Origin of the sequence: Citrobacter sp. Ce006, assembly GCF_030336535.1 — a bacterium.
Taxonomy (GTDB): domain Bacteria; phylum Pseudomonadota; class Gammaproteobacteria; order Enterobacterales; family Enterobacteriaceae; genus Citrobacter; species Citrobacter europaeus.
This window is the reverse complement of sequence record NZ_JAOWDO010000065.1, coordinates 166601-190553: the sequence shown is the minus strand read 5'-3', so window position 1 is coordinate 190553 and position 23953 is coordinate 166601. Positions and strand designations below refer to the sequence as shown.

Annotated in this window: 25 protein-coding genes, 1 pseudogene and 1 other annotated feature; of the genes and pseudogenes, 13 read left to right on the top strand and 13 right to left on the bottom strand. The window is 52.3% G+C overall.

Going from position 1 to position 23953, the window contains the following annotated elements; translation table 11 throughout:
- Positions 1-119 precede the first annotated feature (119 nt).
- Positions 120-1286 (top strand): UDP-glucose 6-dehydrogenase, encoded by a 1167-nt coding sequence (ugd, locus tag OGV94_RS08025; protein ID WP_087052563.1) that lies wholly within the window; start codon positions 120-122, stop codon positions 1284-1286.
- Between the two features lie 46 nt (positions 1287-1332).
- Here the strand turns inward: ugd and hisIE are convergent, their stop codons facing one another.
- The 9 genes from hisIE to hisL all read right to left on the bottom strand — a co-directional run bounded on the left by hisIE (position 1333) and on the right by hisL (position 8562).
- Positions 1333-1944 carry a bifunctional phosphoribosyl-AMP cyclohydrolase/phosphoribosyl-ATP diphosphatase HisIE gene (gene hisIE / locus OGV94_RS08020; RefSeq protein ID WP_075145972.1) on the bottom strand — a complete coding sequence of 204 codons (612 nt, stop codon included), beginning with the start codon at positions 1942-1944 and terminating at the stop codon, positions 1333-1335.
- Positions 1938-2714 (bottom strand): imidazole glycerol phosphate synthase subunit HisF, encoded by a 777-nt coding sequence (gene hisF / locus OGV94_RS08015; RefSeq protein ID WP_019077116.1) that lies wholly within the window; start codon positions 2712-2714, stop codon positions 1938-1940. The genes hisIE and hisF overlap by 7 nt, the downstream gene beginning before the upstream one ends.
- Entirely contained in the window at positions 2696-3433 is a 738-nt protein-coding gene (gene hisA, locus OGV94_RS08010) for a 1-(5-phosphoribosyl)-5-[(5-phosphoribosylamino)methylideneamino]imidazole-4-carboxamide isomerase (protein WP_087051366.1), read from the bottom strand. Before hisA ends, hisF begins: the two co-directional genes overlap by 19 nt.
- Positions 3433-4023 carry an imidazole glycerol phosphate synthase subunit HisH gene (hisH, locus tag OGV94_RS08005; protein WP_043016851.1) on the bottom strand — a complete coding sequence of 197 codons (591 nt, stop codon included), beginning with the start codon at positions 4021-4023 and terminating at the stop codon, positions 3433-3435. The genes hisA and hisH overlap by 1 nt, the downstream gene beginning before the upstream one ends.
- The gene (hisB, locus tag OGV94_RS08000) at positions 4023-5090 is read right to left on the bottom strand and encodes a bifunctional histidinol-phosphatase/imidazoleglycerol-phosphate dehydratase HisB (protein ID WP_043016850.1); all 1068 of its coding nucleotides are present in this window, start codon (positions 5088-5090) and stop codon (positions 4023-4025) included. Before hisB ends, hisH begins: the two co-directional genes overlap by 1 nt.
- Entirely contained in the window at positions 5087-6166 is a 1080-nt protein-coding gene (gene hisC, locus OGV94_RS07995; RefSeq protein WP_286523021.1) for a histidinol-phosphate transaminase, read from the bottom strand. The genes hisB and hisC overlap by 4 nt, the downstream gene beginning before the upstream one ends.
- Positions 6163-7467, bottom strand: a complete 1305-nt coding sequence (gene hisD / locus OGV94_RS07990) for a histidinol dehydrogenase (protein ID WP_286523019.1) — start codon at positions 7465-7467, stop codon at positions 6163-6165. The genes hisC and hisD overlap by 4 nt, the downstream gene beginning before the upstream one ends.
- Positions 7468-7472: 5 nt before the next feature.
- Positions 7473-8372, bottom strand: coding sequence for an ATP phosphoribosyltransferase (gene hisG / locus OGV94_RS07985; protein WP_003030161.1), 900 nt, complete (start codon positions 8370-8372; stop codon positions 7473-7475).
- Positions 8373-8416: 44 nt separating this feature from the next.
- Positions 8417-8539, bottom strand: a sequence feature (His leader region).
- A complete protein-coding gene (gene hisL / locus OGV94_RS07980) occupies positions 8515-8562 on the bottom strand; it encodes a his operon leader peptide (protein ID WP_100250077.1) in 48 nt (15 codons plus the stop codon). Its footprint overlaps the feature before it by 25 nt.
- 174 nt (positions 8563-8736) lie before the next feature.
- Between hisL and OGV94_RS07975 the strand changes: the two genes are divergently transcribed.
- The 4 genes and pseudogenes from OGV94_RS07975 (at position 8737) to plaP (ending at position 12164) form a co-directional block, all read left to right on the top strand.
- A complete protein-coding gene (locus tag OGV94_RS07975; protein ID WP_080624969.1) occupies positions 8737-9561 on the top strand; it encodes an SDR family oxidoreductase in 825 nt (274 codons plus the stop codon).
- A gap of 40 nt (positions 9562-9601) precedes the next feature.
- Positions 9602-10586: pseudogene (locus OGV94_RS07970) on the top strand (LysR family transcriptional regulator).
- A gap of 164 nt (positions 10587-10750) precedes the next feature.
- Positions 10751-10813 (top strand): membrane protein YoeI, encoded by a 63-nt coding sequence (gene yoeI / locus OGV94_RS25100; protein ID WP_100194947.1) that lies wholly within the window; start codon positions 10751-10753, stop codon positions 10811-10813.
- A complete protein-coding gene (gene plaP / locus OGV94_RS07965) occupies positions 10803-12164 on the top strand; it encodes a putrescine/proton symporter PlaP (RefSeq protein ID WP_016153551.1) in 1362 nt (453 codons plus the stop codon). Before yoeI ends, plaP begins: the two co-directional genes overlap by 11 nt.
- A 59-nt stretch (positions 12165-12223) precedes the next feature.
- Here plaP and sbcB read toward each other — a convergent pair whose 3' ends face one another.
- Entirely contained in the window at positions 12224-13648 is a 1425-nt protein-coding gene (sbcB, locus tag OGV94_RS07960; RefSeq protein ID WP_047410206.1) for an exodeoxyribonuclease I, read from the bottom strand.
- A gap of 69 nt (positions 13649-13717) precedes the next feature.
- Here sbcB and OGV94_RS07955 point away from each other — a divergent pair, with 69 nt between their 5' ends.
- The 8 genes from OGV94_RS07955 to OGV94_RS07920 all read left to right on the top strand — a co-directional run bounded on the left by OGV94_RS07955 (position 13718) and on the right by OGV94_RS07920 (position 21299).
- Positions 13718-13915, top strand: coding sequence for a hypothetical protein (locus OGV94_RS07955; RefSeq protein ID WP_286523017.1), 198 nt, complete (start codon positions 13718-13720; stop codon positions 13913-13915).
- A 134-nt stretch (positions 13916-14049) separates the two neighbouring features.
- A complete protein-coding gene (phsA, locus tag OGV94_RS07950) occupies positions 14050-16323 on the top strand; it encodes a thiosulfate reductase PhsA (protein ID WP_193145029.1) in 2274 nt (757 codons plus the stop codon).
- 14 nt (positions 16324-16337) lie between these two features.
- Positions 16338-16916 carry a thiosulfate reductase electron transport protein PhsB gene (phsB, locus tag OGV94_RS07945; RefSeq protein WP_080624974.1) on the top strand — a complete coding sequence of 193 codons (579 nt, stop codon included), beginning with the start codon at positions 16338-16340 and terminating at the stop codon, positions 16914-16916.
- Positions 16913-17680, top strand: a complete 768-nt coding sequence (phsC, locus tag OGV94_RS07940) for a thiosulfate reductase cytochrome B subunit (RefSeq protein ID WP_286523013.1) — start codon at positions 16913-16915, stop codon at positions 17678-17680. The genes phsB and phsC overlap by 4 nt, the downstream gene beginning before the upstream one ends.
- Positions 17681-17819: 139 nt before the next feature.
- Positions 17820-18992, top strand: coding sequence for a serine-type D-Ala-D-Ala carboxypeptidase DacD (gene dacD, locus OGV94_RS07935; protein ID WP_043016841.1), 1173 nt, complete (start codon positions 17820-17822; stop codon positions 18990-18992).
- 122 nt (positions 18993-19114) lie between these two features.
- Positions 19115-19582 carry a DNA gyrase inhibitor SbmC gene (gene sbmC / locus OGV94_RS07930; protein ID WP_043016840.1) on the top strand — a complete coding sequence of 156 codons (468 nt, stop codon included), beginning with the start codon at positions 19115-19117 and terminating at the stop codon, positions 19580-19582.
- Between the two features lie 85 nt (positions 19583-19667).
- Positions 19668-20726, top strand: coding sequence for an FUSC family protein (locus OGV94_RS07925; protein ID WP_043016839.1), 1059 nt, complete (start codon positions 19668-19670; stop codon positions 20724-20726).
- Between the two features lie 237 nt (positions 20727-20963).
- A complete protein-coding gene (locus OGV94_RS07920) occupies positions 20964-21299 on the top strand; it encodes a DUF496 family protein (RefSeq protein WP_043016838.1) in 336 nt (111 codons plus the stop codon).
- Between the two features lie 40 nt (positions 21300-21339).
- On the opposite strand, the gene OGV94_RS07915 is transcribed toward OGV94_RS07920, so the two are convergent.
- The 3 genes from OGV94_RS07915 to pduV form a co-directional block, all read right to left on the bottom strand.
- The gene (locus OGV94_RS07915) at positions 21340-22206 is read right to left on the bottom strand and encodes a GHMP family kinase ATP-binding protein (RefSeq protein ID WP_075145982.1); all 867 of its coding nucleotides are present in this window, start codon (positions 22204-22206) and stop codon (positions 21340-21342) included.
- A gap of 92 nt (positions 22207-22298) precedes the next feature.
- Positions 22299-23513, bottom strand: coding sequence for an acetate/propionate family kinase (locus tag OGV94_RS07910; protein ID WP_043016836.1), 1215 nt, complete (start codon positions 23511-23513; stop codon positions 22299-22301).
- The gene (gene pduV, locus OGV94_RS07905; RefSeq protein WP_080624976.1) at positions 23498-23950 is read right to left on the bottom strand and encodes a propanediol utilization protein PduV; all 453 of its coding nucleotides are present in this window, start codon (positions 23948-23950) and stop codon (positions 23498-23500) included. The genes OGV94_RS07910 and pduV overlap by 16 nt, the downstream gene beginning before the upstream one ends.
- Positions 23951-23953 lie beyond the last annotated feature (3 nt).

Here is a 23953-nt window from a genome sequence, read left to right as displayed (position 1 = left end):
AAGTAAATCTGAATTGTACTGTCTTTCATTGACACTTCATCAACTCAGACGTTACAACTTTTAATACATGTCATGATGATACAAACATGATGAGCAAAAGTTAACCCTGAGATAATTAAATGAAAATCACCATTTCTGGTACCGGATATGTTGGCTTGTCAAATGGTATTCTGATTGCTCAGAGCCACGAAGTGGTGGCACTGGATATCATCCAGACGAAAGTCGAGATGCTGAATCAGAAACAATCGCCGATTGTGGATAAAGATATTGAAGAGTATTTGGCGACCAGGTCACTAAACTTCCGCGCAACGACTGATAAGTATGATGCCTACCGCGATGCGGACTACGTCATTATCGCGACACCCACTGATTATGATCCAAAGACTAATTACTTTAATACCTCAAGTGTCGAATCTGTTATTCGCGACGTGGTTGCAATTAATCCAGATGCAGTAATGGTCATTAAATCTACCATCCCAGTAGGTTTTACTAATTCTATTAAAGAAAAATTGGGCACCGACAATATTTTCTTTTCACCAGAATTCCTGCGTGAGGGTAAAGCACTATATGACAACTTGTACCCATCTCGTATTGTCATCGGCGAGCGTTCAGAGCGCGCTGAGCGTTTTGCTGCTCTGCTACAGGAAGGGGCATTAAAGAAAGATATTCCGACCCTATTTACGGACTCAACCGAAGCTGAAGCTATCAAGCTCTTTGCAAATACCTACCTGGCTATGCGCGTAGCCTATTTTAACGAACTTGATAGCTATGCAGAAAGTTTAGGGCTCAATGCGCGACAGATCATAGAAGGTGTCTGTCTGGACCCGCGTATTGGTAACCATTACAACAATCCCTCTTTCGGTTACGGTGGATACTGTCTGCCAAAAGACACGAAGCAATTACTCGCCAACTATCAGTCTGTACCCAATAATATTATTTCAGCAATCGTTGATGCCAACCGGACGCGAAAAGATTTTATTGCTGATGCAATTATTTCACGAAAGCCAAAGGTCGTCGGTATTTATCGACTGATCATGAAAAGTGGCTCAGATAATTTTAGAGCATCGTCTATACAGGGTATTATGAAGCGTATTAAAGCGAAAGGTATCCCTGTCATAATCTATGAACCTGTATTGCCAGAGGATAGTTTTTTTAATTCGCGGGTTGAGCGTGATCTGACTAAATTTAAAAGTGAGTCCGATGTTATCATCTCTAACCGGATGGCCGAAGAACTGCTGGATGTAGCCGATAAAGTTTATACCAGAGATTTATTCGGAAATGATTAAACTATCAATAAAATAAAGATACCGGCATAGTGCCGGTATCTGTCTATTACTGATGTCTTTTGCGTAAATTCTCAATTACCGTCGTCAGGTCGAGTTCCTGATCCTGCAGCAGCACCAGCAGGTGATACATCAGGTCAGAGGCTTCATTCGTTAACTCGAAACGATCGTTCACGGTTGCGGCCAGTGCGGTTTCTACGCCTTCTTCGCCCACTTTCTGGGCAATGCGTTTAGTGCCGCTGGCATACAGCTTCGCGGTGTAGGAACTTGCTGGATCTGCGGTTTTACGTTCGGCGAGCAGTTGCTCGAGTTGATACAGGAACAGCCACTGGTGGCTGGCGTCGCCAAAGCAGCTTGAGGTGCCTTTATGGCAGGTCGGGCCAATCGGGTTAACCAGCACCAGCAGGGTGTCGTTGTCGCAGTCAGGTGCAATGCTCACCACATTAAGAAAGTTGCCAGAGGTTTCACCTTTGGTCCACAGGCGTTGCTTGGTCCGCGAGAAAAAGGTCACTTTGCCGCTTTCGAGCGTTGTATCCAGCGCCTCCGGGTTCATATAACCCAGCATCAATACTTCACCGGAAACCGCATGCTGCACGATAACTGGCATCAGTCCGTCGGTTTTTTCCCAGTCCAGCTCGCGGCATTGTTGTTTCGTTAACATATCCTGATCTCCACGCCCTGTGTTGCCAGGTACGCTTTTAATTCGCCAATATTGATAATTTGCTTGTGAAAGACGGAGGCGGCAAGCGCGCCGTCCACGTCGGCGTCCCGGAAAGCTTCCAGGAAATGTTCCATAGTGCCCGCGCCGCCGGAGGCAATCAGCGGTACATGGCAAACGTCGCGCACTTTTTTCAACTGCTCCAGGTCATAACCGTTACGTACGCCGTCCTGGTTCATCATGTTCAGTACGATTTCGCCTGCGCCGCGTTTTTGGACTTCCTGTACCCAGTCCAGCGTTTCCCACTGCGTGACGCGGGTACGGCTTTCATCCCCGGTATACTGATTCACATGATATTTGCCGGTTTCGGCGTCATACCAGGTATCAATGCCCACCACGATGCACTGCACGCCGAAGCGGTCCGCCAGACGAGTGATAAGCTCCGGTTCGGCCAGCGCCGGGGAGTTGATGGAGATTTTGTCCGCCCCGAAGGAGAGGATACGTGCCGCATCGTCGATGGATTTAATGCCACCGGCAACACAGAACGGGATATCAATCACTTCCGCTACGCGTGATACCCAGCTTTTATCCACTACGCGGCCATCGCTGGACGCGGTGATATCGTAGAACACCAGTTCATCTGCGCCTTCATCGGCATAGCGTTTTGCCAGCGGGACGATGTCGCCAATAATCTCGTGATTGCGGAACTGGACGCCTTTTACCACCTGCCCATCACGGACGTCCAGGCAAGGAATTATGCGTTTTGCCAGCATTGAATGGCCTCCTCAACGGTGAACTTTCCTTCCAGCAGGGCTCGTCCGACAATCACGCCGCGAACTCCGGTCCCGCGCAGGGCTACTACATCCTCAATTCCGCCAATGCCGCCAGATGACTGAAACGCGACCTGTGGGTATTTGGCGCACACTTCTTCATAAAGCGCGACGTTCGAGCCTGCCAGCGTACCATCGCGGGAGATATCGGTGCACAGCACGTGCTTCAGGCCGACGGGTAAATAGGCCTCAACCAGTTCTTCCAGTGAAACCCCGGAATCTTCCTGCCAGCCGCTAACCGCTACCTGTTTATTGCCGCGCTCGTCAATACGAACGTCCAGCGCCAGCACCAGCGCGTCGGCGCCAAAACGGGTAAACCAACTCTTGACTTCCTCGGGGGATTTTACCGCCGTCGAGCCCACCACCACGCGCGCCACGCCTGCGTCAAGAAGCGCCGCAACGTCCGCTTCCGTGCGCACGCCGCCGCCAACCTGAACCGGAACATTGACGCCAGCGACCAGCGTTTTAATCAGCGGGATCTGGCGCTGCGCCGGATCTTTCGCGCCGGTTAAATCTACCAGGTGCAGTACCTCTGCACCCTGGGCTGCATAATCCTGCAAACGGGGAAGAGGATCGTTGCCGTAATCACGTTGCTTAGCGTAATCGCCCTGATGAAGACGCACCACCGTGCCGTCGATTAAATCTAATGCCGGAATAATCATTACATCTCCAGAAAGTTTTTCAGCAACTGCGCCCCAGCCGCGCCCGAACGTTCCGGGTGAAACTGCACGCCAAAGAAATTGTCCTTTTGTACTGCCGCGGTAAACGGTTCGCCGTAATTGCACTGGGCGATGGTCCACGGGTTTACCGGCATAGCGTAGCTGTGTACAAAGTAGAAATACGCGCCATCTTCAATGCCCTGGAACAGACGATTTCCCGCCTGCGGATAGATGCGATTCCAGCCCATATGCGGCAGCGGCAGACCGAAATCGGTCATCTTCGGAACGTCCTGCTCAATAATGCCCAGCAGGGAAACACCGTTACTCTCTTCGCTACGACGGCCAAGCAGTTGCATGCCTAAGCAGATCCCCAGTACCGGTTGCGTACAGGCTTTAATCAGTTCAATCAGATCGCGCTCGTGCAACTGGTCCATAGCCGCCTGGGCGGTACCGACGCCTGGCAGAAACAGTTTATCGGCACGCAGCACTACGTCCGGGTCACGGCTGACAACTGGGTCGTATCCATGGCGTGCGACGGCGGATTTTACCGAGTGCAGGTTGGCGCAACCGGTATCAAGGATCACCACGTTCATTACAGCACTCCTTTTGAGGAGGGCAGCGTGTCGCCTTCTACACGAATCGCCTGACGCAGCGTACGACCAAAGGCTTTAAACAGGCTCTCCACACGGTGGTGGTCATTTTTCCCTTTGGTTTTCAGGTGTAAGGTGACGCCCATGGTATAGGAGAGCGAACGGAAGAAGTGTTCAATCATCTCCGTGCTCAGATCGCCCACGCGCTGGTAGGTAAATTCTGCGCGATATTCCAGGTGCGGACGCCCGGAGATATCCAGCGCGCAACGTGCCAGACACTCGTCCATCGGCAGCACAAAACCAAAACGGTTGATGCCACGTTTATCGCCTAATGCCAGCTTTAAGGCTTCACCCAGCGCCAGACCGGTATCTTCAACGGTGTGGTGATCGTCTATATACAGATCGCCCTTGACGGCAATCTCCATGCGAAAACCGCCGTGGGTGGCGATTTGATCCAGCATGTGGTCAAAGAAGCCAACGCCGGTATTAATTTTGCTACTGCCTTCGCGGTCGAGCCAGACTTTGACGTCAATCTGCGTTTCTTTGGTATTACGTTCAACGTGCGCGTAGCGGTCACGTTTGGTCAGTTGCTCGCCGATCATCGGCCAGTTCAGGGTATCGCGGTGATAGCGTAATCCGCTAATGCCCATATTTTCAGCGAGCTGAATATCGGTCGCCCGGTCGCCAATGACGTAGCTGTTTGCCACATCCATAGCCTGCTCAACCAGATACTGCTCAACCAGCTTCACTTTTGGCTTACGGCAATCGCACTCGTCCGCTGGCAGGTGCGGGCAGATCAGTACCTCATCAAACGCAACGCCCTGAGAGGTGAAGATTTGCATCATCAGGTTATGCGGACCGTCAAAATCAACCTGCGGGAAGCTCTGCGTACCGAGTCCATCCTGGTTAGTAATCATTACCAGCTTAAAGCCCGCCTTTTGCAGTTTCAGCAAAACGGGAACGACTTCCGGCTCGAAGGCGAGTTTGTCAAAGCGATCGACCTGATAGTCACTTGGCGGTTCGGAAATCAGGGTTCCATCACGGTCAATAAAAAGATACTTCTGGCTCATACTTGCTCCGCACGTAAGGCGTCAATGACGCGCTGGCTCTCTTCACGGGTTCCGACAGTAATTCGCAGGCAGCCGCTTAACGAAGGTTGTTTATTCTGATCTCGTAAGATAATGCCCTGATCCCACAAAGATTTAAATACGCTGCTTGATGCGGTGAAGCGCGCCAGAACATAGTTGGTTTCAGAGTTGAAAACCTGTTCTACACAGCGAATTTCTTTCAGGTTCTCCACCAGATACTGACGCTCTTGCAGGATCTGCTCTACGCGTTGGTGCATAGCGGAAATCCCTTGCGGCGTCAGCGCCTGGGCGGCGATATCCGCCACCGGCGTAGAGAGCGGGTAGGGAGCAATCACCTTTAACAGCAGATTGATAACCTCTTCATTCGCCAGCGTAAAGCCGCAGCGTAAACCGGCGAGAGCAAACGCTTTGGACAGCGTGCGTAATATCGCCAGATGCGGATATTCAGAAAGCCAGCCTGCCAGCGTGGCCTGCGGACAGAACTCAATATAGGCCTCATCAGCGACCACAATGGCTTTACCCTGCGTCATTTCGAGCAGTGCGCGCAGGTCTTGTGGGTTAATCAGCTGGCCGGTTGGGTTGTTGGGGCTGCATACGTAGACTACCTTCACGCCATCAAGCTTGTCCGCGATGCCCTGCAAATCCAGTTGCCAGTTATCAAGTGTCGGGACGGTGCGGCATTCAACGCCAATCGTTTCTGCGCTGACGCTGTACATGCCGTAAGTCGGCGGACAGTACAAAATTGCATCTTTACCGGGTTCACAAAATGCACGCACCAGCAGTTCGATCCCTTCATCTGCGCCGCGGCTGACCAGCACCTGTTCCGGTTTGACGCCAGCATACTGCGCGTAATTCTCAATCACCGCTTTCGGCTGGCACTCCGGGTAGCGGTTCAGCGTCTGCTGGCTTAGCTGAAACTCAACGGCGGTGGGGTACTCATTCGCGTTGAGCCAGACATCGCCGTTGCCGCCAAGGCGACGGGCAGACAGATAGGGCGTTAACTCGCGAACATTCTTACGGGCTAAATCAGTGACGCTGAGAAAGTTGTCAGTGCTCATGCTTGCTCCTTCAGGGCGTTAACGCGCAGGGTGACGGCATTTTTGTGGGCAGTCAGTCGTTCAGCAGCGGCCAGTGTTTCAATGGTTGAGGCCAGGGCAGAGAAACCTTGAGGTGTTAATTCCTGTACGGTCATCCGTTTCTGGAAATCCGCCAGCCCAAGGCTTGAGCAGGTCGCGGTATAGCCGTAGGTTGGAAGAACGTGGTTAGTGCCAGAAGCGTAGTCGCCTGCGGATTCCGGTGACCAGTCGCCGAGGAACACCGAACCAGCGCTGGTGATATCGTCAACCAGCTCTCGCGCGTTACGGGTCTGAATAATCAGGTGTTCCGGGCCGTAGGCGTTAGAAATGTCCACGCACTGCTCAAGATCGTTGGCGACAATCAGTCGGCTGGCACTGAGCGCCTGGCGCGCGGTCTCAGCGCGGGAAAGTTCGGCGAGCTGGCGTTCAACGGCTTTGGCAACGCCCTCTGCCAGCGTAGCGTCTGGCGTCAGGAGGATAACCTGCGAGTCGGGGCCGTGTTCGGCCTGAGAAAGCAGATCGGAAGCGACAAAGTCTGGCGTTGCGCCGCTGTCGGCGATAACCAGCACTTCAGACGGGCCAGCAGGCATGTCGATGGCCGCGCCGTCAAGACGCTGGCTAACCTGGCGTTTGGCTTCGGTCACATACGCATTGCCTGGCCCGAAGATTTTATCGACCTTTGGAATAGATTCAGTCCCCAGCGCCAGCGCGGCAATAGCCTGCGCGCCGCCCACATTAAACACCTCTTTTACGCCACACAGCTGCGCGGCGTAGAGGATTTCATCGGCAATCGGCGGCGGTGAGCAGAGCACCACTTTTTGGCACCCGGCGATGCGCGCTGGGGTCGCCAGCATTAATACGGTAGAGAACAGCGGCGCCGACCCCCCCGGAATATACAGCCCCACGGAAGCGATAGGACGGGTCACCTGCTGGCAGCGGACACCCGGCTGGGTTTCGATGTCCACCGGCGGCAGGATTTGCGCGGTGTGGAAAGTAGCAATATTACGCACCGCCGCCTGCATGGCTTGTTTCAGTTCGTCGCTCAGGCGACTGCTGGCCTGCTGAATTTCTTCCTCGGTGACGCGCAGTGCGCTGACCTCGGTTTTATCAAACTTCGCGCTGTATTCACGTAGCGCCCGGTCGCCATTATTTTTGACGTTCTCAAGGATCTCGGCCACCGTGCGGCTGATGCTTTCAGAGGCGGAAATCGCCGGGCGCATCAGCAGTTCGCGCTGCTGCTCAGGGCTACAGCTATTCCAGTCAATCAGGGTATTGAAGCTCATGGTCGTTACTCCATCATCTTCTCAATCGGCAGCACCAGAATTGAGCTGGCACCGAGCGCTTTCAGTTTTTCCATCGTTTCCCAGAACAGGGTTTCGCTGCTGACCATGTGCATGGCAACGCGCTGTTGGTCACCCGCCAGCGGCAGAATAGTCGGGCGCTCAGCGCCAGGCAGCAGAGCGATGACTTCGTCCAGACGCTCGCTCGGCGCGTGCATCATGATGTACTTAGATTCACGGGCCTGAATCACCCCCTGAATACGGGTCAGCAGTTTGTCGATCAGTTGTTGCTTGGCGTCGGCCATTTCGCCGTCGCGCTGAATCAGACAGGCTTTAGAACGGTAAATCACTTCCACTTCACGCAGACCGTTAGCTTCAAGCGTTGCGCCAGTTGAAACCAGATCGCAAATCGCATCAGCCAGACCCGCGCGGGGGGCGACTTCTACAGAGCCGTTTAACAGACAGGATTTAAACGATACCCCTTTTTGATCGAGATAACGTTTGAGCAGGTGCGGGTAAGAAGTCGCGATACGCTTACCGTTCAGTGCTGCCGGGCCATCCCAGGCTTCGTCAACCGGGGTTGCCAGCGAGAGACGGCAGCCGCCGAAGTCCAGGCGGCGCAGGGTAAAATAGCGAGGATCTTCACCCTGTGCCCGGCGGTTGAGCAATTCCTCTTCGAGAACGTTTTCCCCGATGATACCGAGATCAACGACGCCATCCATTACCAGACCAGGGATATCGTCATCACGCACGCGCAGGATATCGATTGGCATATTCTCCGCCATCGCAATCAGGCGCTGGGTGTGGAGATTAATTTTAATGCCGCAACGGGCCAGCAATTCGCGTGAATCATCGCTTAAACGGCCTGATTTCTGCATAGCTATGCGTAAACGGGTGTTATCTAACATTCTTTATTCCTCGTTATCCTGTCTGAATCAGTTTGGGTCACGCACAAAAAAAGCCCCCGGAAGAAATCTTCCGGGGGCTTTCTCATACGCTCATGCACCGCTGGAAGATTTAAATGTCTCCCAGCACACATCGCCTGAAAGACTAGTCAGGATGATGGTGATGATGGTGTTTAAATTGAGCGCGTGTCATAAATTTTCTCGATGAATGTTTATTCATTTGATGTCTTTTAACCTAAACCACTTTAGCTACGGAAAGCAAGGGCTTTTTTTGATCATTAATTCATTTCATATTGATACTATGAATTGTCAGCCACAGTGGGCTAGCGTAGCCTTGCGTTATAGGCCAAAAGTCAGGAGAGAAGGCATGAAAAAGGTCGCAATTGTCGGTTTAGGTTGGTTAGGCATGCCGTTAGCTATGTCGCTGGCGGCGAGAGGCTGGCAGGTTACCGGCAGCAAAACCACATTGGATGGGGTGGAAGCGGCCCGCATGAGTGGTATCGAGAGCTACTCGCTGCGCCTGGAGCCTGAACTGGTCTGTGAGCCAGACGATCTCGACGCACTGATGGACGCCGATGCGTTGGTTATTACGCTACCTGCGCGCCGTAGCGGCCCGGGGGAGGCATTTTACCTGCAAGCTATGCAGGAACTGGTCGACAGTGCGCTGGCGTATCGTATCCCGCGGATTATTTTTACCAGCTCGACGTCGGTTTATGGCGATGCACAAGGCATCGTGAAAGAAGGGACGCCGCGTAACCCGGTTACGGCGAGCGGTCGGGTTCTGAAAGAACTTGAAGACTGGTTGCACAATTTACCAGGCACCTCGGTGGATATTTTGCGCCTGGCCGGGCTTGTGGGGCCGGGCAGACATCCTGGTCGCTTTTTCGCTGGCAAGACGGCGCCAGATGGTCATTATGGCGTCAATCTGGTGCATCTGGATGATGTGGTTTCTGCCATCTCGTTGCTGCTGCAAGCGCCCAAAGGGGGACACATCTATAATATATGTGCGCCTATGCATCCGGCGCGTAATGTGTTCTATCCGCAGATGGCCCGCCAGTTGGGGATGGAGCCGCCAGAATTTCGCGGCGGTGAGGATAACGGTAAAGGTAAAGTCATTGATGGCAACCGTATCTGTAATGAGCTTGGGTTTGAGTACCAGTATCCCGACCCGCTGGTGATGCCGATGGAGTGACAGGCCAGCAGAGTGTCGCTGATACCGCCAGGGGGCGAGTATGAAACCACTGCTGGATGTTCTTATCATTCTCGATGCGTTGGAAAAAGAGGGCAGTTTCGCGGCGGCGTCGGCAAAATTATTTAAGACGCCGTCGGCGCTTAGCTATACCGTCCATAAGTTGGAAAGCGATCTTAATATTCAGCTACTCGATCGCAGCGGACATCGGGCGAAGTTTACCCGCACCGGTCAGATGCTGCTGGAAAAGGGGCGGGAGGTGCTGCACACCGTCCGCGAACTTGAAAAGCAGGCGATTAAACTTCACGAAGGCTGGGAGAATGAACTGGTTATTGGCGTAGATGATACGTTTCCCTTTTCGCTGCTGGCCCCACTCATCGAATCTTTCTATCAACACCACAGTGTGACGCGCCTGAAATTTATCAATGGCGTGCTGGGCGGCTCATGGGATGCCCTCACTCAGGGACGGGCGGATATTATCGTCGGCGCCATGCATGAACCGCCTGCCGCGAGCGAATTTGGCTTTGCGCGGCTGGGGGTTCTGGAACAGGTGTTTGTGGTTGCGCCGCATCACCCGCTGGCACAGGAACAGGAGCCGTTAAGTCGTCGCACCATTCGGCGTTTTCGCGCCATTGTGGTGGGCGACAATGCGCAGCATGCCAGCGCCTCAGGTTCTCAGGTGCTTGACGATCAGGAAGCGATTACCGTTTTTGACTTCAAAACCAAGCTGGAACTGCAAATCAGCGGTCTGGGATGTGGCTATATTCCGCGCTACCTGGCGCAGCGATTTCTGGAGAGCGGCGCGCTGATTGAAAAAAATGTGGTCGCGCAAATTGTCTTTGAACCTGTGTGGATAGGCTGGAATGAACAGACCGCCGGGCTAGCCAGTGCCTGGTGGCGGGATGAGATTTTAGCAAATAGTGCTATTGCGGGGGTGTACGTTAAAACGGCTGCTGATAAATCAATCACTTAAGAAAAAATATTCTTTTACAGCTGCTTCAATCTCTTGTTATTTCTCTCCAAATTAGTGCAAAATACGCCGCTTGCAAAAAATGACATTAACCGACGTTTTCATACGCGTCGGTTATTTTTTTTTGCATCAAACCAATCATTCATAAAAGAGGCCGGGCTTCGTACCGGATAGATACTTACTTAAAAATCGACAGTTGTTGTCGCTGAGGATTAACAAAAAATGGGGCAATTTTTTGCTTACGCGACGGTTTTCACCGTAATGGGGGATAACCATGTCGCATAACGCTACTCCAAACACCTCTCGCGTGGAATTACGTAAAACGCTTACGCTGGTTCCGGTTGTCATGATGGGCCTTGCCTATATGCAGCCGATGACGCTGTTCGATACATTCGGTATCGTATCAGGAATGACCGATGGTCACGTCCCGACAGCTTACGCCTTTGCACTGATCGCCATCCTCTTTACCGCACTGAGCTACGGTAAACTGGTGCGTCGCTATCCGTCTGCAGGCTCTGCCTACACTTACGCCCAGAAATCCATTAGCCCGACCGTTGGCTTTATGGTGGGTTGGTCATCACTGCTGGACTACCTGTTCGCACCGATGATTAACATTCTGTTGGCGAAAATTTATTTTGAAGCTCTGGTGCCGTCGATACCGTCATGGATATTCGTGGTGGCGCTGGTGGCCTTTATGACCGCCTTTAACCTGCGCAGCCTGAAATCTGTTGCGAATTTCAACACCGTCATCGTGTTGTTGCAGGTGGTACTGATTGCAGTGATCCTCGGTATGGTCGTTTATGGCGTGTTCGAAGGGGAAGGTGCCGGTACGCTGGCGAGTAGCCGTCCGTTCTGGTCTGGTGATGCGCATGTGATCCCGATGATCACGGGGGCCACCATCCTGTGCTTCTCGTTCACCGGTTTTGACGGAATCAGCAACCTGTCAGAAGAAACCAAAGACGCTGAACGCGTGATCCCGCGTGCGATTTTCCTGACCGCGCTGATTGGTGGCCTGATCTTTATCGTCTCCACCTATCTGTTGCAGTTGTACTTCCCGGATATCTCGCGCTTCAAGGATCCAGACGCTTCGCAGCCGGAAATCATGCTGTATGTCGCTGGTAAATTCTTCCAGGTTGGCGCGCTGATTTTCTCTACCATTACCGTACTGGCGTCCGGTATGGCGGCGCATGCAGGCGTAGCGCGTCTGATGTACGTGATGGGCCGTGACGGCGTATTCCCGAAAAGTTTCTTCGGTTACGTACACCCGAAATGGCGTACTCCGTCCATGAACATCATTCTGGTTGGTGCGATTGCTCTGCTGGCAATCAACTTCGACCTGGTGATGGCGACGGCGCTGATTAACTTCGGTGCGCTGGTAGCGTTTACCTTCGTTAACCTGTCGGTAATCTCCCAGTTCTGGATCCGTGAGAAGCGTAACAAAACGCTGAAAGACCACTTCCAGTACCTGTTCCTGCCAATGTGCGGTGCGCTGACCGTTGGCGCGCTGTGGGTGAACCTGGAAGAGAGCTCAATGGTTCTGGGCCTGATCTGGGCTGCTATTGGCCTGATCTACCTGGCTTGCGTGACCAAAAGCTTCCGTAATCCGGTACCGCAGTACGACGAAGATATCGCGTAATAGCGGCATTTAGCTGAAAAAAAACGGAGACATGTTCTCCGTTTTTTTATACGTGGGATTTATACAATCTCTTGCGCATACTGCCAGAGTGATTTCAGCAGCATCAGCTTTTCTTTGTTGTCCGCATATTGCTGACTCAGCATCTGTAATTCATTGGCATAATTTTGCAAAAACTCCGGCGTGAATACCTGACGACGATGGTCCAGCCAGCGTTGTTGTTCGGCTTCATCCAGCGTTCCGGGGAAGTTACGCGCGCGGTAATTAAACAGCAGTTTTTCAATGCGTTTATCAACAAAGGAGATATCCAGGGCCGGTAAATTGCGCGGTTCGGTTTCCAGAACGATTTTCATCGCGGCGCGGTCGGCATCGCTGAAAAAGCCGTTGTACAACTGGGCGTCTACGTTGTCAGATGACACAAAGGGTTGTGCATCGGCGAAGATAGCCACGACTTTGTCGCGTACCTGAGGGTTTTCGCGCAGAACCTTGAGATTGTCCAGGCATTGCTGGCGGTTAATACCAAGACGATCGGCATCTTCCGGGCGCAGAGTGTTCGCTTGTGCCAGGACCGGACATTTGTTGATGTGCACCAGTTTAACCGGTACAGCGGGGTTATCTCCCAGATCTGCCTTAGCGGTGTAGAGCCGCTCACGCAGCGCGTCGCTGTCCAGTTCGAGCAGCGGCGAAATATCACCGGCTAAGTCGACCATAATCACCGCGTTGCGATTCTCCGGGTGCCAGGCCAATGGTGCCACCCAACTGGTGTTACCGCGCCACGCGCCAAACATACCCGAAACATGAACCAACGGCTTCATTTGCGGGACATCAATCAGCGCGGCCAGCTTGTGCTTATTACGATGGCTGTAGAGATAATCAAACAGGCGCGGCTGGCGCGACTTCACTAACTGTGCCATCGCGATCGTGGCGTAAACGTCGGCCATCGCATCGTGGGCATTGGCGTGTTCAATACCGTTGGCTTTGGTCAAATGCTCCAGGCGAAAACTGGGTAAGCCGTCGTCGTTTTCCGGCCAGTTAATGCCTTCAGGACGCAGGGCATAGCAGGCGCGCATCACATCCAGTAGATCCCAGCGTGAATTATCGTTCTGCCAGCTCCAGGCATAGGGATCGTAGAAATTGCGATACAGAATGTTGCGCGTCACCTCATCATCGAAGCGCACGTTGTTATAGCCCAGGATACAGGTTTTCGGCACGGTGAACAGGGCGTGGATGCGCGCAGCAAAAGCGGCTTCATTCTCTCCCTTTTCACGTGCTTCCTGCGGGGTGATTCCGGTTATCAGCACCGCCTCAGGCTGCGGCAGATAGTCGTCTGCGGGTTTGCAGTAAAAGACTTCAGGTTCACCGATGATGTTGAAATCGTTATCTGTGCGGATAGCCGCAAATTGCGCGGGCCTGTCCAGCGCCGGATGGGTACCAAAGGTCTCGTAATCGTGGAAGAGAAAACCAGGTTGCTGCTTGCCGTCATTCATTGTTCAGTTATGTCCGGGATCAATTTAGCGCTCGGCCAAGAATACCAAAAAATAGCGAGGTAATCAGCAATGGCATTATCGATGCTGGATGGCGCACGCAATAAAATTGCGATGAATGCGGCTTTAATAGAATTGAATAATAAAATCTGTGCTATTAAAGGAAATTACTGGAATAAATTTTCTGAAATTGATGGGCTGGAAAATAATCTAATTGATAACCATTATTGTTATTTTTTTCTGTCGGTTTGTTGTTTCTGGAAGTTTTAAAAGTCTTTTATAAACAATAGGTTTTTATAATCTTGAATTGACGACTTCATATTGTAATGAAATGTGAGTGAGGTTAAAAATTAATAATTTAAACGCCATATAATCATTGGATATATCTAATAACAGGAGGTTATATGAGCATTAGTCGGCGTAATTTTTTGCGAGGAGTGGGCATCGGTTGCTCAGCCTGCGCGATAGGGAGTTTCCCGCCAGGCGCACTGGCGCGAAATACTCCACAGAGCATTAAGGGGAAAACATCCCTGACGCCAAGTTTGTGCGAAATGTGTTCTTTTCGCTGCCCAATTCAGGCGCAGGTAATTAATAATAAGACGGTTTTTATTCAGGGGAACCCTAATGCGCCTCAGCAGGGGACGCGGATCTGCGCTCGTGGTGGCAGCGGTGTTAGCCTGGTCAACGACCCACATCGTATTGTTAAACCCATGAAGCGCACAGGACCTCGCGGGAGCGGTGAATGGCAGGTAATTAGCTGGCAGCAGGCGTATAAAGAAATTGCTGAAAAAATGACGGCAATAAAGGCGCAGCATGGTCCGCAAGGGGTCGTATTCTCTTCCAAATCCGGTTCGCTTTCTGGTCATTTATTTCATCTGGCAACAGCATTTGGATCGCCAAACACCTTTACTCACGCGTCGACGTGTCCTGCCGGAAAAGCCATTGCCGCGAAAGTAATGATGGGCGGTGACTTAGCCATGGATATCGCCAATACCCGATATATGGTCTCTTTTGGCCATAACCTCTATGAAGGCATTGAAGTTGCCGATACGCATGAGCTAATGACCGCGCAGGAAAAGGGCGCCAAAATGGTCAGTTTCGATCCCCGTCTGTCCGTCTTCTCCAGCAAGGCGGATGAATGGCATGCGCTTAAACCGGGCGGCGACCTGCCGGTGTTAATGGCCATGTGTCACGTCATGATTAATGAAAATCTGTATGACGCAGACTTTGTGGCACGCTACACCACCGGGTTTGACCAACTGGCAGAAGCAGTACAAGAAACCACGCCGGAATGGGCGCAAAAGCAAGCGGATGTGCCTGCTGATGTTATTGTCCGGGTCACCCGCGAAATGGCCGCCTGTGCGCCTCATGCTATCGTCAGCCCAGGCCATCGCGCGACGTTTTCGCAAGAAGAAATTGATATGCGGCGTATGATTTTTACCCTCAATGCGCTGCTGGGTAATATTGAGCGTGAGGGTGGCTTGTACCAGAAAAAAGCCGCGGCAACCTACAACAAGCTGGCCGGAGAGAAGGTTGCTCCTGTGCTGGCAAAACCCGATGTCAAATTACCCAAACCAGCTGCACAGCGCATCGATCTGGTTGCCCCTCAGTTTAAGTACATTGCGGCGGGCGGTGGCGTGGTACAAAGCATTATCGACGCTGTGTTAAATCAGACGCCTTACCCGGTGAAGGGCTGGATTATGTCCCGTCACAATCCCTTCCAGACGGTAACCTGTCGGCCAGATCTGGTTAAAACCGTTGAACAGCTCGATCTGGTGGTCAGTTGCGATGTCTATTTAAGCGAAAGCGCGGCGTATGCCGATTATCTTTTGCCTGAATGTACTTACCTTGAGCGCGATGAAGAAGTCTCTGACATGTCGGGCCTGAATCCGGCCTATGCCCTGCGCCAACAGGTTGTTGAACCTATAGGCGATGCACGTCCGAGCTGGCAAATCTGGAAAGAACTGGCCGTGCAATTAGGTCTTGGGCAATTCTATCCCTGGCAGGATATGCAGACGCGACAACTGTTCCAGCTCAATGGCGATCATGCGCTGTCCGCTGAACTGCGTCAGAAAGGATATCGTGAGTGGGGTGTTCCGCTGCTGCTGCGTGAACCTGAAGCGGTGCGTCAGTTTGTGGCGCGCTATCCGGGCGCTGTGGCGGTTGACGGCGACGGCACCTATGGCGAGCAACTGCGCTTTAAATCCCCGTCGGGAAAAATCGAACTCTACTCTGAGGCGCTGGAAACGCTTCTGCCTGGCTACGGCATTCCGCGCGCCCGCAATTTTGCCCTCAAAAGCGACAATGAACTCTATTTTATTCAGGGAAAAGTGGCGGTACATACCAATGGCGCGACGCAATATGTGCCACTGCTCAGTGAGTTGATGTGGGACAACGCGGTGTGGATCCACCCACAAACGGCCCGCGAAAAAGGGATTAAAAACGGCGATGAGATCTGGCTGGAAAATGCGACCGGCAAGGAAAAAGGCAAAGCGCTGGTCACTGCCGGAATTCGACCCGATACGCTGTTTGTTTATATGGGATTTGGCGCCAAGGCGGGAGCCAAAACAGCGGCGACGACGCACGGTATTCACTGCGGTAATTTGCTTCCGCATGTTACCAGTCCGGTTTCCGGTACGGTGGTACACACCGCCGGCGTTACGCTTCGTCGGGCATGAGAAAGGAGAACATCATGAATCAATCAACAAACCCTTATGTCATGCTGCATGACGAGAAACGCTGTATTGGCTGTCAGGCGTGTACGGTTGCCTGCAAGGTACTGAATGACGTGCCGGAAGGATATAGCCGCCTACAGGTGCAGATCCGTTCACCCGAACATGAACCCGAGGTGCTGTCCCACTTCCAGTTTGTTCGCGTTTCCTGTCAGCATTGTGAAGATGCGCCTTGCGTCAGCGTCTGTCCTACCGGCGCTTCATTTCGTGACGAAAATGGCATTGTGCAAGTGGATAAGTCTCGCTGTATTGGTTGCGACTACTGCGTTGCCGCTTGTCCGTTCCACGTACGCTACCTCAACCCGCAAACGGGGATTGCCGACAAATGTAACTTCTGCGCGGATACTCGCCTGGATAGTGGTCAGTCACCTGCCTGCGTTTCCGTTTGCCCGACGGATGCGCTGAAGTTTGGCCGTCGCGACGACCCGGAAATTCAGCATTGGATAAATCAAAAAGAGGTTTATCGCCAGCAGGATACGCGCAGCGGCCCGGTAAGTATCTATCGGCGTAAAGAGATCCATCAGGAGGGTAATGTATGAATTCTATCTGGGGGGCAGAGCTTAACTATGCGCCAGACTATTGGCCGCTGTGGCTCATTTATGCAGGCGTTGTTGTCGTGCTGATGATTGCGGGCCTGGTCACGCACGCGTTGTTGCGTCGGATGCTGGCGCCCAAAACGACAGCCGGAGAAGAGCATCGGGACTACCTCTATTCGCTGGCGGTCCGCCGCTGGCATTGGGGCAACGCGCTACTCTTTATCCTGCTACTGCTGAGCGGTTTGTTTGGCCACTTCTCAGTCGGACCGGTGGCATTGATGGTGCAAATCCATACCTGGTGCGGTTTTGCATTGTTGGCCTTCTGGATTGGCTTTGTGTTAATAAACGCAACCAGCGGCAACGGCTGCCATTATCGCGTGAAGTTAAACGGGTTGATATCACGCTGCCTGCTGCAAACGCGCTTCTATCTGTATGGCATCATGAAAGGCGAGCCGCACCCGTTTGCCGCAACGGCAGAGGACAAATTCAATCCGCTGCAACAGCTGGCCTATCTTGCCATCATGTACGCGCTGGTTCCGTTGCTGATCATCACGGGGTTGCTATGTCTTTACCCGCAGGTGATTGGGGCGGGGCCGGTGATGCTGGTGCTGCATATGGCGTTAGCGGTTGTGGGCTTACTGTTTATCTGCGCGCATATTTACCTGTGCACGCTGGGCGACACGCCGGGGCAAATTTTCCGCAGTATGATTGATGGCTATCACCGCCATCGCAGCCATCACGCAGAGACTGCGCCGCGTAAAGGGTAGTTCCGGACGAGGCTTGTCTCTGAAAATCTTTCCTGACAGCAAGAAAATGTGCCTTATGTCACATTTTCTTGCAATTTATCCATGTTTGTTCGACAGAACTTCCGTAAAAAGAACGGCTATTTCTCCCTTTTCTGAGGACATGCTGTTGAAACGCCGTTTGTTTATTGCCGCTTCACTATTCACGATGAGTTTTACGTCCGCCTGGGCGAATGATGCCGTAAGCTTCGCCCCACAACCTCCGGCGATCGCTGCCGGGGCGTGGGTATTAATGGATTACACCACGGGCCAAATTCTGACAGCCGGTAATGAACACCAGCAGCGCAATCCCGCCAGCCTGACTAAGCTGATGACCGGCTATGTTGTCGATCGCGCAATCGACAGCAACCGTATTAGTCCGACAGATATTGTCACCGTCGGGCGCGATGCGTGGGCGAAAGATAACCCGGTATTTGTCGGTTCATCCCTGATGTTCCTGAAAGAAGGGGATCGCGTTTCGGTACGCGACCTCAGCCGTGGATTAATCGTTGATTCAGGAAATGACGCTTGTGTGGCGCTGGCGGATTATATCGCCGGGGGACAACCGCAGTTTGTCGCGATGATGAATAACTATGCGCAAAAGCTGAACCTACAGGATACCCATTTTGAAACGGTACATGGCCTGGATGCGCCGGGTCAACATAGCTCGGCGTACGACCTGGCCGTGCTGTCCCGCGCTATCATCCACGGGGAGCCGGATTTCTACCATATGTACAGTGAGAAAAGCCTGACCTGGAACGGCATCACGCAGCAAAACCGTAACGGCTTGTTATGGGATAAAACCATGAACGTTGATGGCCTGAAGACAGGGCACACGTCCGGCGCCGGGTTTAACCTGATTGCTTCCGCCGTTGACGGGCAGCGCCGCCTGATTGCGGTTGTGATGGGCGCGGAGAGTGCGAAAGGGCGCGAAGACCAGGCACGTAAACTGCTGCAGTGGGGGCAACACAACTTTGATACGGTGCAGGTTTTGCGTAGCGGTAAGCAGGTTGGTACTGAACGGATCTGGTATGGCGATAAAGAAAAAATCAGCCTCGGTACCGAGCAGGATTTCTGGATGGCCCTGCCTAAGGCGGAAGTCCCTAACATCAAAGCAAAATATGTCCTTGATAAGAAAGAACTGGTTGCGCCAATCGCCGCGCATCAACGTGTGGGGGAAATTGAACTCTACGATCGCGATAAGCTGGTGGCGCATTGGCCTCTGGTTACGCTGGAGTCCGTTGGCGAAGGCGGCGTCTTTTCGCGTCTGAGCGATTATTTCCACCACAAAGCGTAGTTTTCCCGATGCGCCAGGCTGGCAAGAGTGCGAATCTGCTCACATAATAATCACTGTTTCCTTGTGGCCGACATAGCTAAAAATTACACTGTATATAAATACAGTGTAACAGTGGAGGTTGTATGGAGTACGAGATAAAGCAGGTTGATAAACGCATGATTGCCGGTTTCCATATGGTTGGACCATGGGAACAAACGGTTAAACAGGGTTTTGAGCAGTTAATGAAGTGGGTCGACGGTAAACAGGTTGTGCCATTGGAATGGATAGCTGTTTATTACGACAATCCTGACGTGGTTCCAGCAGAAAAACTGCGCTGTGATACCGTGGTTTCTGTGCCTGAAGGTTTTGAAATACCGGAAAACAGCGAAGGGGTGATCCTCACCGAGCTGGCGGGTGGCGACTATGCTGTAGCCGTAGCGCGCGTTGAAAATCATGATTTTGCGACGCCGTGGTATCAGTTTTTTGAGCGCCTGATGCAGGATACGACTTATACGATAGCCGCTAAACCCTGCTTTGAAGTTTATATGAACAATGGCATGGAGGACGGCTACTGGGACATTGAAATGTATGTGCCGGTGCAACCGAAGTAACTGCTTAAGGTGTAAATCAGGATGATGTTTTCACCGTAAAACAGGTACAATTCGCTTCTTTGCTATTCCCTGACGGAGTGCATGAGTGCGTGCAGATAAGTCACTAAGTCCTTTTGAAATTCGTTTGTATCGTCATTATCGTGTGGTGCATGGTATTCGCATTGCGCTGGCGTTTCTTCTTACTTTTCTGTTGGTACGTCTGTTTAACATTCCTGAAGGTACATGGCCTCTGATCACGCTGGTGGTGATTATGGGGCCAATTTCTTTTTGGGGTAACGTTGTTCCCAGAGCGTTTGAGCGTATAGGCGGAACTATCCTGGGCTCGGTGCTTGGATTGATTGCCCTGCGTCTGGAACTCTTTTCGCTTCCGCTAATGCTGATATGGTGCGCGGTGGCGATGTTTCTCTGCGGCTGGCTGGCGTTGGGTAAAAGGCCCTATCAGGCGCTGTTAATTGGCATCACGCTTGCCGTGGTCGTGGGGGCGCCTGCCGGAGATATGAATACCGCGTTATGGCGCGGTGGCGATGTTATTCTGGGGTCGTTACTGGCGATGCTGTTTACCGGCATCTGGCCGCAGCGGGCATTTATACACTGGCGTATCCAACTGGCGCATTGCGTAACGGGGTACAATCGGGTTTATCAGGCCGCGCTATCCCCTAATCTGCTTGAGCAACCGCGGCTGGAGAAGCATTTACAACAGCTCTTAAGCGACGTTGTCAAAATGCGTGGGCTCATCGTTCCTGCCAGCAAAGAAACCCACATTCAAAAATCGATCTTTGAAGCTATTCAGACGGTTAATCGCAATCTGGTCTGCATGCTTGAGTTGCAAATCAATGCGCTTTGGGCCAGCCGCACCAGCCACTTTGTCATGCTGAATGCGCAAACTTTGCGTGAAAATCAGCTCATGACGCAGCAGGCGCTACTGACGATAACCCACGCTTTGTACGAAGGGAATCCGCAGCCGGTGCTAGCCAATACGGAAAAGCTCAATGACACCGTGGCGGAACTACGCCAGCTCATTGCAGAACAGAAAGGCGATAATGTCGCTGAAACGCCCATTCACGGCTACGTTTGGTTGAACATGGAAATGGCGCGGCAGTTGGAGTTACTCTCACATTTAATCTGTCGCGCGCTGCGCAAATAAAGAGCAGATGAGGGGATTGATTCTGCTGCTGCTTCGATTCAGCAAAGAATAGAGGTATGATACTGAAAAAGGCTAAAACCATTGGTAACTGCAATGGCTTACCCTCAATAATTCAGGTTTCAACCATGCATTGTCGATGCAGATGCAACTTGAAGTATGGCGGGCATGAAAGTAATGTTGACCCACTTTAGCCGTTGTTTTAACGAATCCGAATCTCACATTATCAGGGGTGTAAAAATGGAAACTACCAAGCCTTCTTTCCAGGACGTGCTGGAATTTGTTCGTCTGTTCCGTCGTAAAAACAAACTGCAACGTGAAATCCAGGACGTTGAGAAAAAGATCCGTGACAACCAGAAACGCGTTCTGCTGTTAGACAACCTGAGCGACTACATCAAGCCTGGAATGAGCGTGGAAGCGATTCAGGGCATTATTGCCAGCATGAAAAGCGATTATGAAGATCGTGTTGATGATTACATCATCAAAAATGCCGAGATCTCTAAAGAACGCCGCGATATCTCTAAGAAGCTGAAAGCGATGGGCGAAGTGAAAAACGCCGAAGCGAAAGCCGAGTAACGATTATATCTTTGTTCGGGTCGCTGCATAGCGGCGACCCTTATTGCAGTTCGACCCCGCCAGTAACCATCCGCAACAAATGCTGTTCCGGCCAGTGAGCCGTTAGTTTTTTCTGCGCCAGCATCCATTTAATGTAATCCACATCATGTCGCTTTCTGTCCAGCATCAGCCCAACTACGCTGCCGCTGTGAGCGACGTTGACGCCGTATAAATCGCATTCTTCTACCAGCGCTAACAGTGAATCAAAATCCGGTTTTGGTAACAGTAACTGGCTGGCGATCGCGCTAAGCGTAGCGGCTTCTCCCAGGCGGTAAGGATTTTGGCTGATACAGGCTTCCTGCACTTTTTCCCATGCCCGTTTTAATGCCGCTGCTCCCGCCTGCAGGCCGGAATGACGCGGAATACGGTGATAATCCGCGGTACGTAATGTTTCCGGACTTTCTAGAACCAGCAGATCGAGTTGAGGCTGAGTTTCACAGGCAATTTGCGTGGAGGCGTTGTTATGATCGAAAAGAGTAAGCTTCCGAAAAACGGTGCTGTCGGTCGGCTCCAGCGAAACACAAAGCTGCGCCAGTGCCGGTTCGTCCAGTTGATGGCCCAGGTAATGCGCCGTGGCGATCGCCGTGGCGGCAATATCCGCAGTGCTGCTGGCCATCCCTTTAGCGACGGGAATGGTTGACTGAACATCAATTCGGATATCCTGACTAAGATGCGCCGGGTACTGCCAGTGCTGTAATAACCTGTCTACCATCGCCCGGGAAAGTGGACGTTCGTCCGTTAGCGGTGAGCCTGAACTGACCTCAACGGTGCTATACCATTCGACCGGGCAGGAGACCAGTTTCTCACTGCCCAGAATCCAGCCCTGGATAAGTTCTCCGCACGATGCGGGACATTGCGCAACAGCCACGTCTTCACCTTTGTGTTCAGCAATCCTCGGCGCATAGTGTCATGGCGATCGCGCTATTACCATGATTTGCCGCAATTTGCGGTGTGGCAATATCAGGCGGGAATGCCCAATGTCACAGTTTCTGATATCGCTAAACGCATAACGTCCTGAGCTATCATTAACTCTTCATTGGTATTAATCACCGCCACTTTGACCACCGCATTTTCCGTCTGAATAAAGGTGGCGTTACGCTGATTTTTTTCTTCATCAACGGCCAGACCTAAGAAATTCAGGTTGTGACAAATTGCGGTGCGGGCCCGTGCTGAGTTCTCGCCAATTCCTCCGGTAAACACCAGCGCATCCAGGCCGCCCATCTGCATAATATAGCTGCCAATAGTGGCGCGAATCCGCTCGGCAAAAAGCGTCAACGCCAGTGCGGCCTGGTGATTGCCCGTATCTGCGGCATGTTCAACATCACGATAGTCGGGTGAAATACCAGAAACGCCGAGCAATCCAGATTCATTGTTGAGCAATTGGTTGAGCTGCTGGGGAGTTTTGCCTTCACGCAGGGCAATCCACGGCAAAATGGATGGATCAATATCGCCACTTCGCGTGCCCATCATTACGCCAGACTGCGGCGTAAAGCCCATTGATGTATTTACCGAATGCCCGCCTTTGATAGCACAGATGCTGCTGCCGTTGCCCAAATGACAACAAACAACGCGCAGGGCGCTGAGCGGCACGCCCAGCTTTTCAGCCAGCTTAGCGCTGACGTACTTGTGGCTGGTGCCATGAAAACCATAGCGACGAATACCCAACTCTGAATAGTAGCGCCAGGGCAGAGGATAGATGAAAGAGGGTTCATCAAGGGTCTGATGAAAAGCCGTGTCAAAAACCGCAACGGCCGGCGTATTTGGCAATAGCTGGCGAAATACCGCAATTCCCAACGCATTTACCGGGTTATGAAGCGGTGCCAGTTCCGCAAGGCGTTCGATTTCCGCCAGCGTTTCATCGGTTACCAGCGCGGAATCTTTAAAGGATTCTCCGCCGTGGGCGACGCGATGGCCAACGCCGTCAATCTCTTCCAGACTGCTGATAATATTGTGACTGAGCAGTTTTTCCAGCAGCAGCGTCACTGCTTCACGGTGATCGGCTACGGGCAAAGTCTCCTGCCATTTCTGCGCTGGTGCTTTTAGGGTGACATGCGCATCAGACATACCGATACGCTCGATCAGTCCCTGGCAAATCATTTCACCCTGTGGCATCGCCAGTAGCTGAAACTTAAGCGAGGAGCTGCCTGCATTAATGGCCATTATTTTGTGAGACATGAAGGTTCCTTTGCATTCAGAAAAGTGAACATCTCATCGACACCGGTATTCTCCAGCGCGCTGGTGACAAACACTTTTTGCGCGCCAGCCTGAACTAACCAACTCTCCACAAGAGAAATACGCTGCGGGTTAGCTAAATCGGCTTTGGTGACGAGACCGATAACGGGACGGTTCATGGGACCTGTAAAACCTGGAGAAAAAGGTGACCATGGCGCGTCAGCATTCAGAACCAGCGCGATAATGTCTGCTTCACAGGCGCTGGCCAGCAGCGCGCTGTACAGGCAGCGGTTTTCGAGATATTCACCCGGTGTGTCTATTGTCGTAGGAGACCAGACTATGGCCTGGGTCTTCTGATAGTGAAGTGCCTCTCCCCGCATGCACTGCGTGATCGACGTTTTACCGCACTGGCTGGGGCCAATTAGCATTATGCGTTTCATGCT

Coding starts and splice junctions, on each gene's coding strand:
- pduV (WP_080624976.1), bottom strand. CDS start 23,950: ATGAAACGCATAATGCTAATTGGCCCCAGCCAGTGCGGTAAAACGTCG.
- OGV94_RS07955 (WP_286523017.1), top strand. CDS start 13,718: ATGGCATTATCGATGCTGGATGGCGCACGCAATAAAATTGCGATGAAT.
- sbcB (WP_047410206.1), bottom strand. CDS start 13,648: ATGAATGACGGCAAGCAGCAACCTGGTTTTCTCTTCCACGATTACGAG.
- ugd (WP_087052563.1), top strand. CDS start 120: ATGAAAATCACCATTTCTGGTACCGGATATGTTGGCTTGTCAAATGGT.
- hisIE (WP_075145972.1), bottom strand. CDS start 1,944: ATGTTAACGAAACAACAATGCCGCGAGCTGGACTGGGAAAAAACCGAC.
- hisB (WP_043016850.1), bottom strand. CDS start 5,090: ATGAGCCAGAAGTATCTTTTTATTGACCGTGATGGAACCCTGATTTCC.
- hisC (WP_286523021.1), bottom strand. CDS start 6,166: ATGAGCACTGACAACTTTCTCAGCGTCACTGATTTAGCCCGTAAGAAT.
- phsA (WP_193145029.1), top strand. CDS start 14,050: ATGAGCATTAGTCGGCGTAATTTTTTGCGAGGAGTGGGCATCGGTTGC.
- OGV94_RS07920 (WP_043016838.1), top strand. CDS start 20,964: ATGGAAACTACCAAGCCTTCTTTCCAGGACGTGCTGGAATTTGTTCGT.
- hisF (WP_019077116.1), bottom strand. CDS start 2,714: ATGCTGGCAAAACGCATAATTCCTTGCCTGGACGTCCGTGATGGGCAG.
- phsB (WP_080624974.1), top strand. CDS start 16,338: ATGAATCAATCAACAAACCCTTATGTCATGCTGCATGACGAGAAACGC.
- hisD (WP_286523019.1), bottom strand. CDS start 7,467: ATGAGCTTCAATACCCTGATTGACTGGAATAGCTGTAGCCCTGAGCAG.
- hisH (WP_043016851.1), bottom strand. CDS start 4,023: ATGAACGTGGTGATCCTTGATACCGGTTGCGCCAACCTGCACTCGGTA.
- OGV94_RS07910 (WP_043016836.1), bottom strand. CDS start 23,513: ATGTCTCACAAAATAATGGCCATTAATGCAGGCAGCTCCTCGCTTAAG.
- plaP (WP_016153551.1), top strand. CDS start 10,803: ATGTCGCATAACGCTACTCCAAACACCTCTCGCGTGGAATTACGTAAA.
- sbmC (WP_043016840.1), top strand. CDS start 19,115: ATGGAGTACGAGATAAAGCAGGTTGATAAACGCATGATTGCCGGTTTC.
- hisG (WP_003030161.1), bottom strand. CDS start 8,372: ATGTTAGATAACACCCGTTTACGCATAGCTATGCAGAAATCAGGCCGT.
- dacD (WP_043016841.1), top strand. CDS start 17,820: ATGCTGTTGAAACGCCGTTTGTTTATTGCCGCTTCACTATTCACGATG.
- phsC (WP_286523013.1), top strand. CDS start 16,913: ATGAATTCTATCTGGGGGGCAGAGCTTAACTATGCGCCAGACTATTGG.
- OGV94_RS07975 (WP_080624969.1), top strand. CDS start 8,737: ATGAAAAAGGTCGCAATTGTCGGTTTAGGTTGGTTAGGCATGCCGTTA.
- hisA (WP_087051366.1), bottom strand. CDS start 3,433: ATGATTATTCCGGCATTAGATTTAATCGACGGCACGGTGGTGCGTCTT.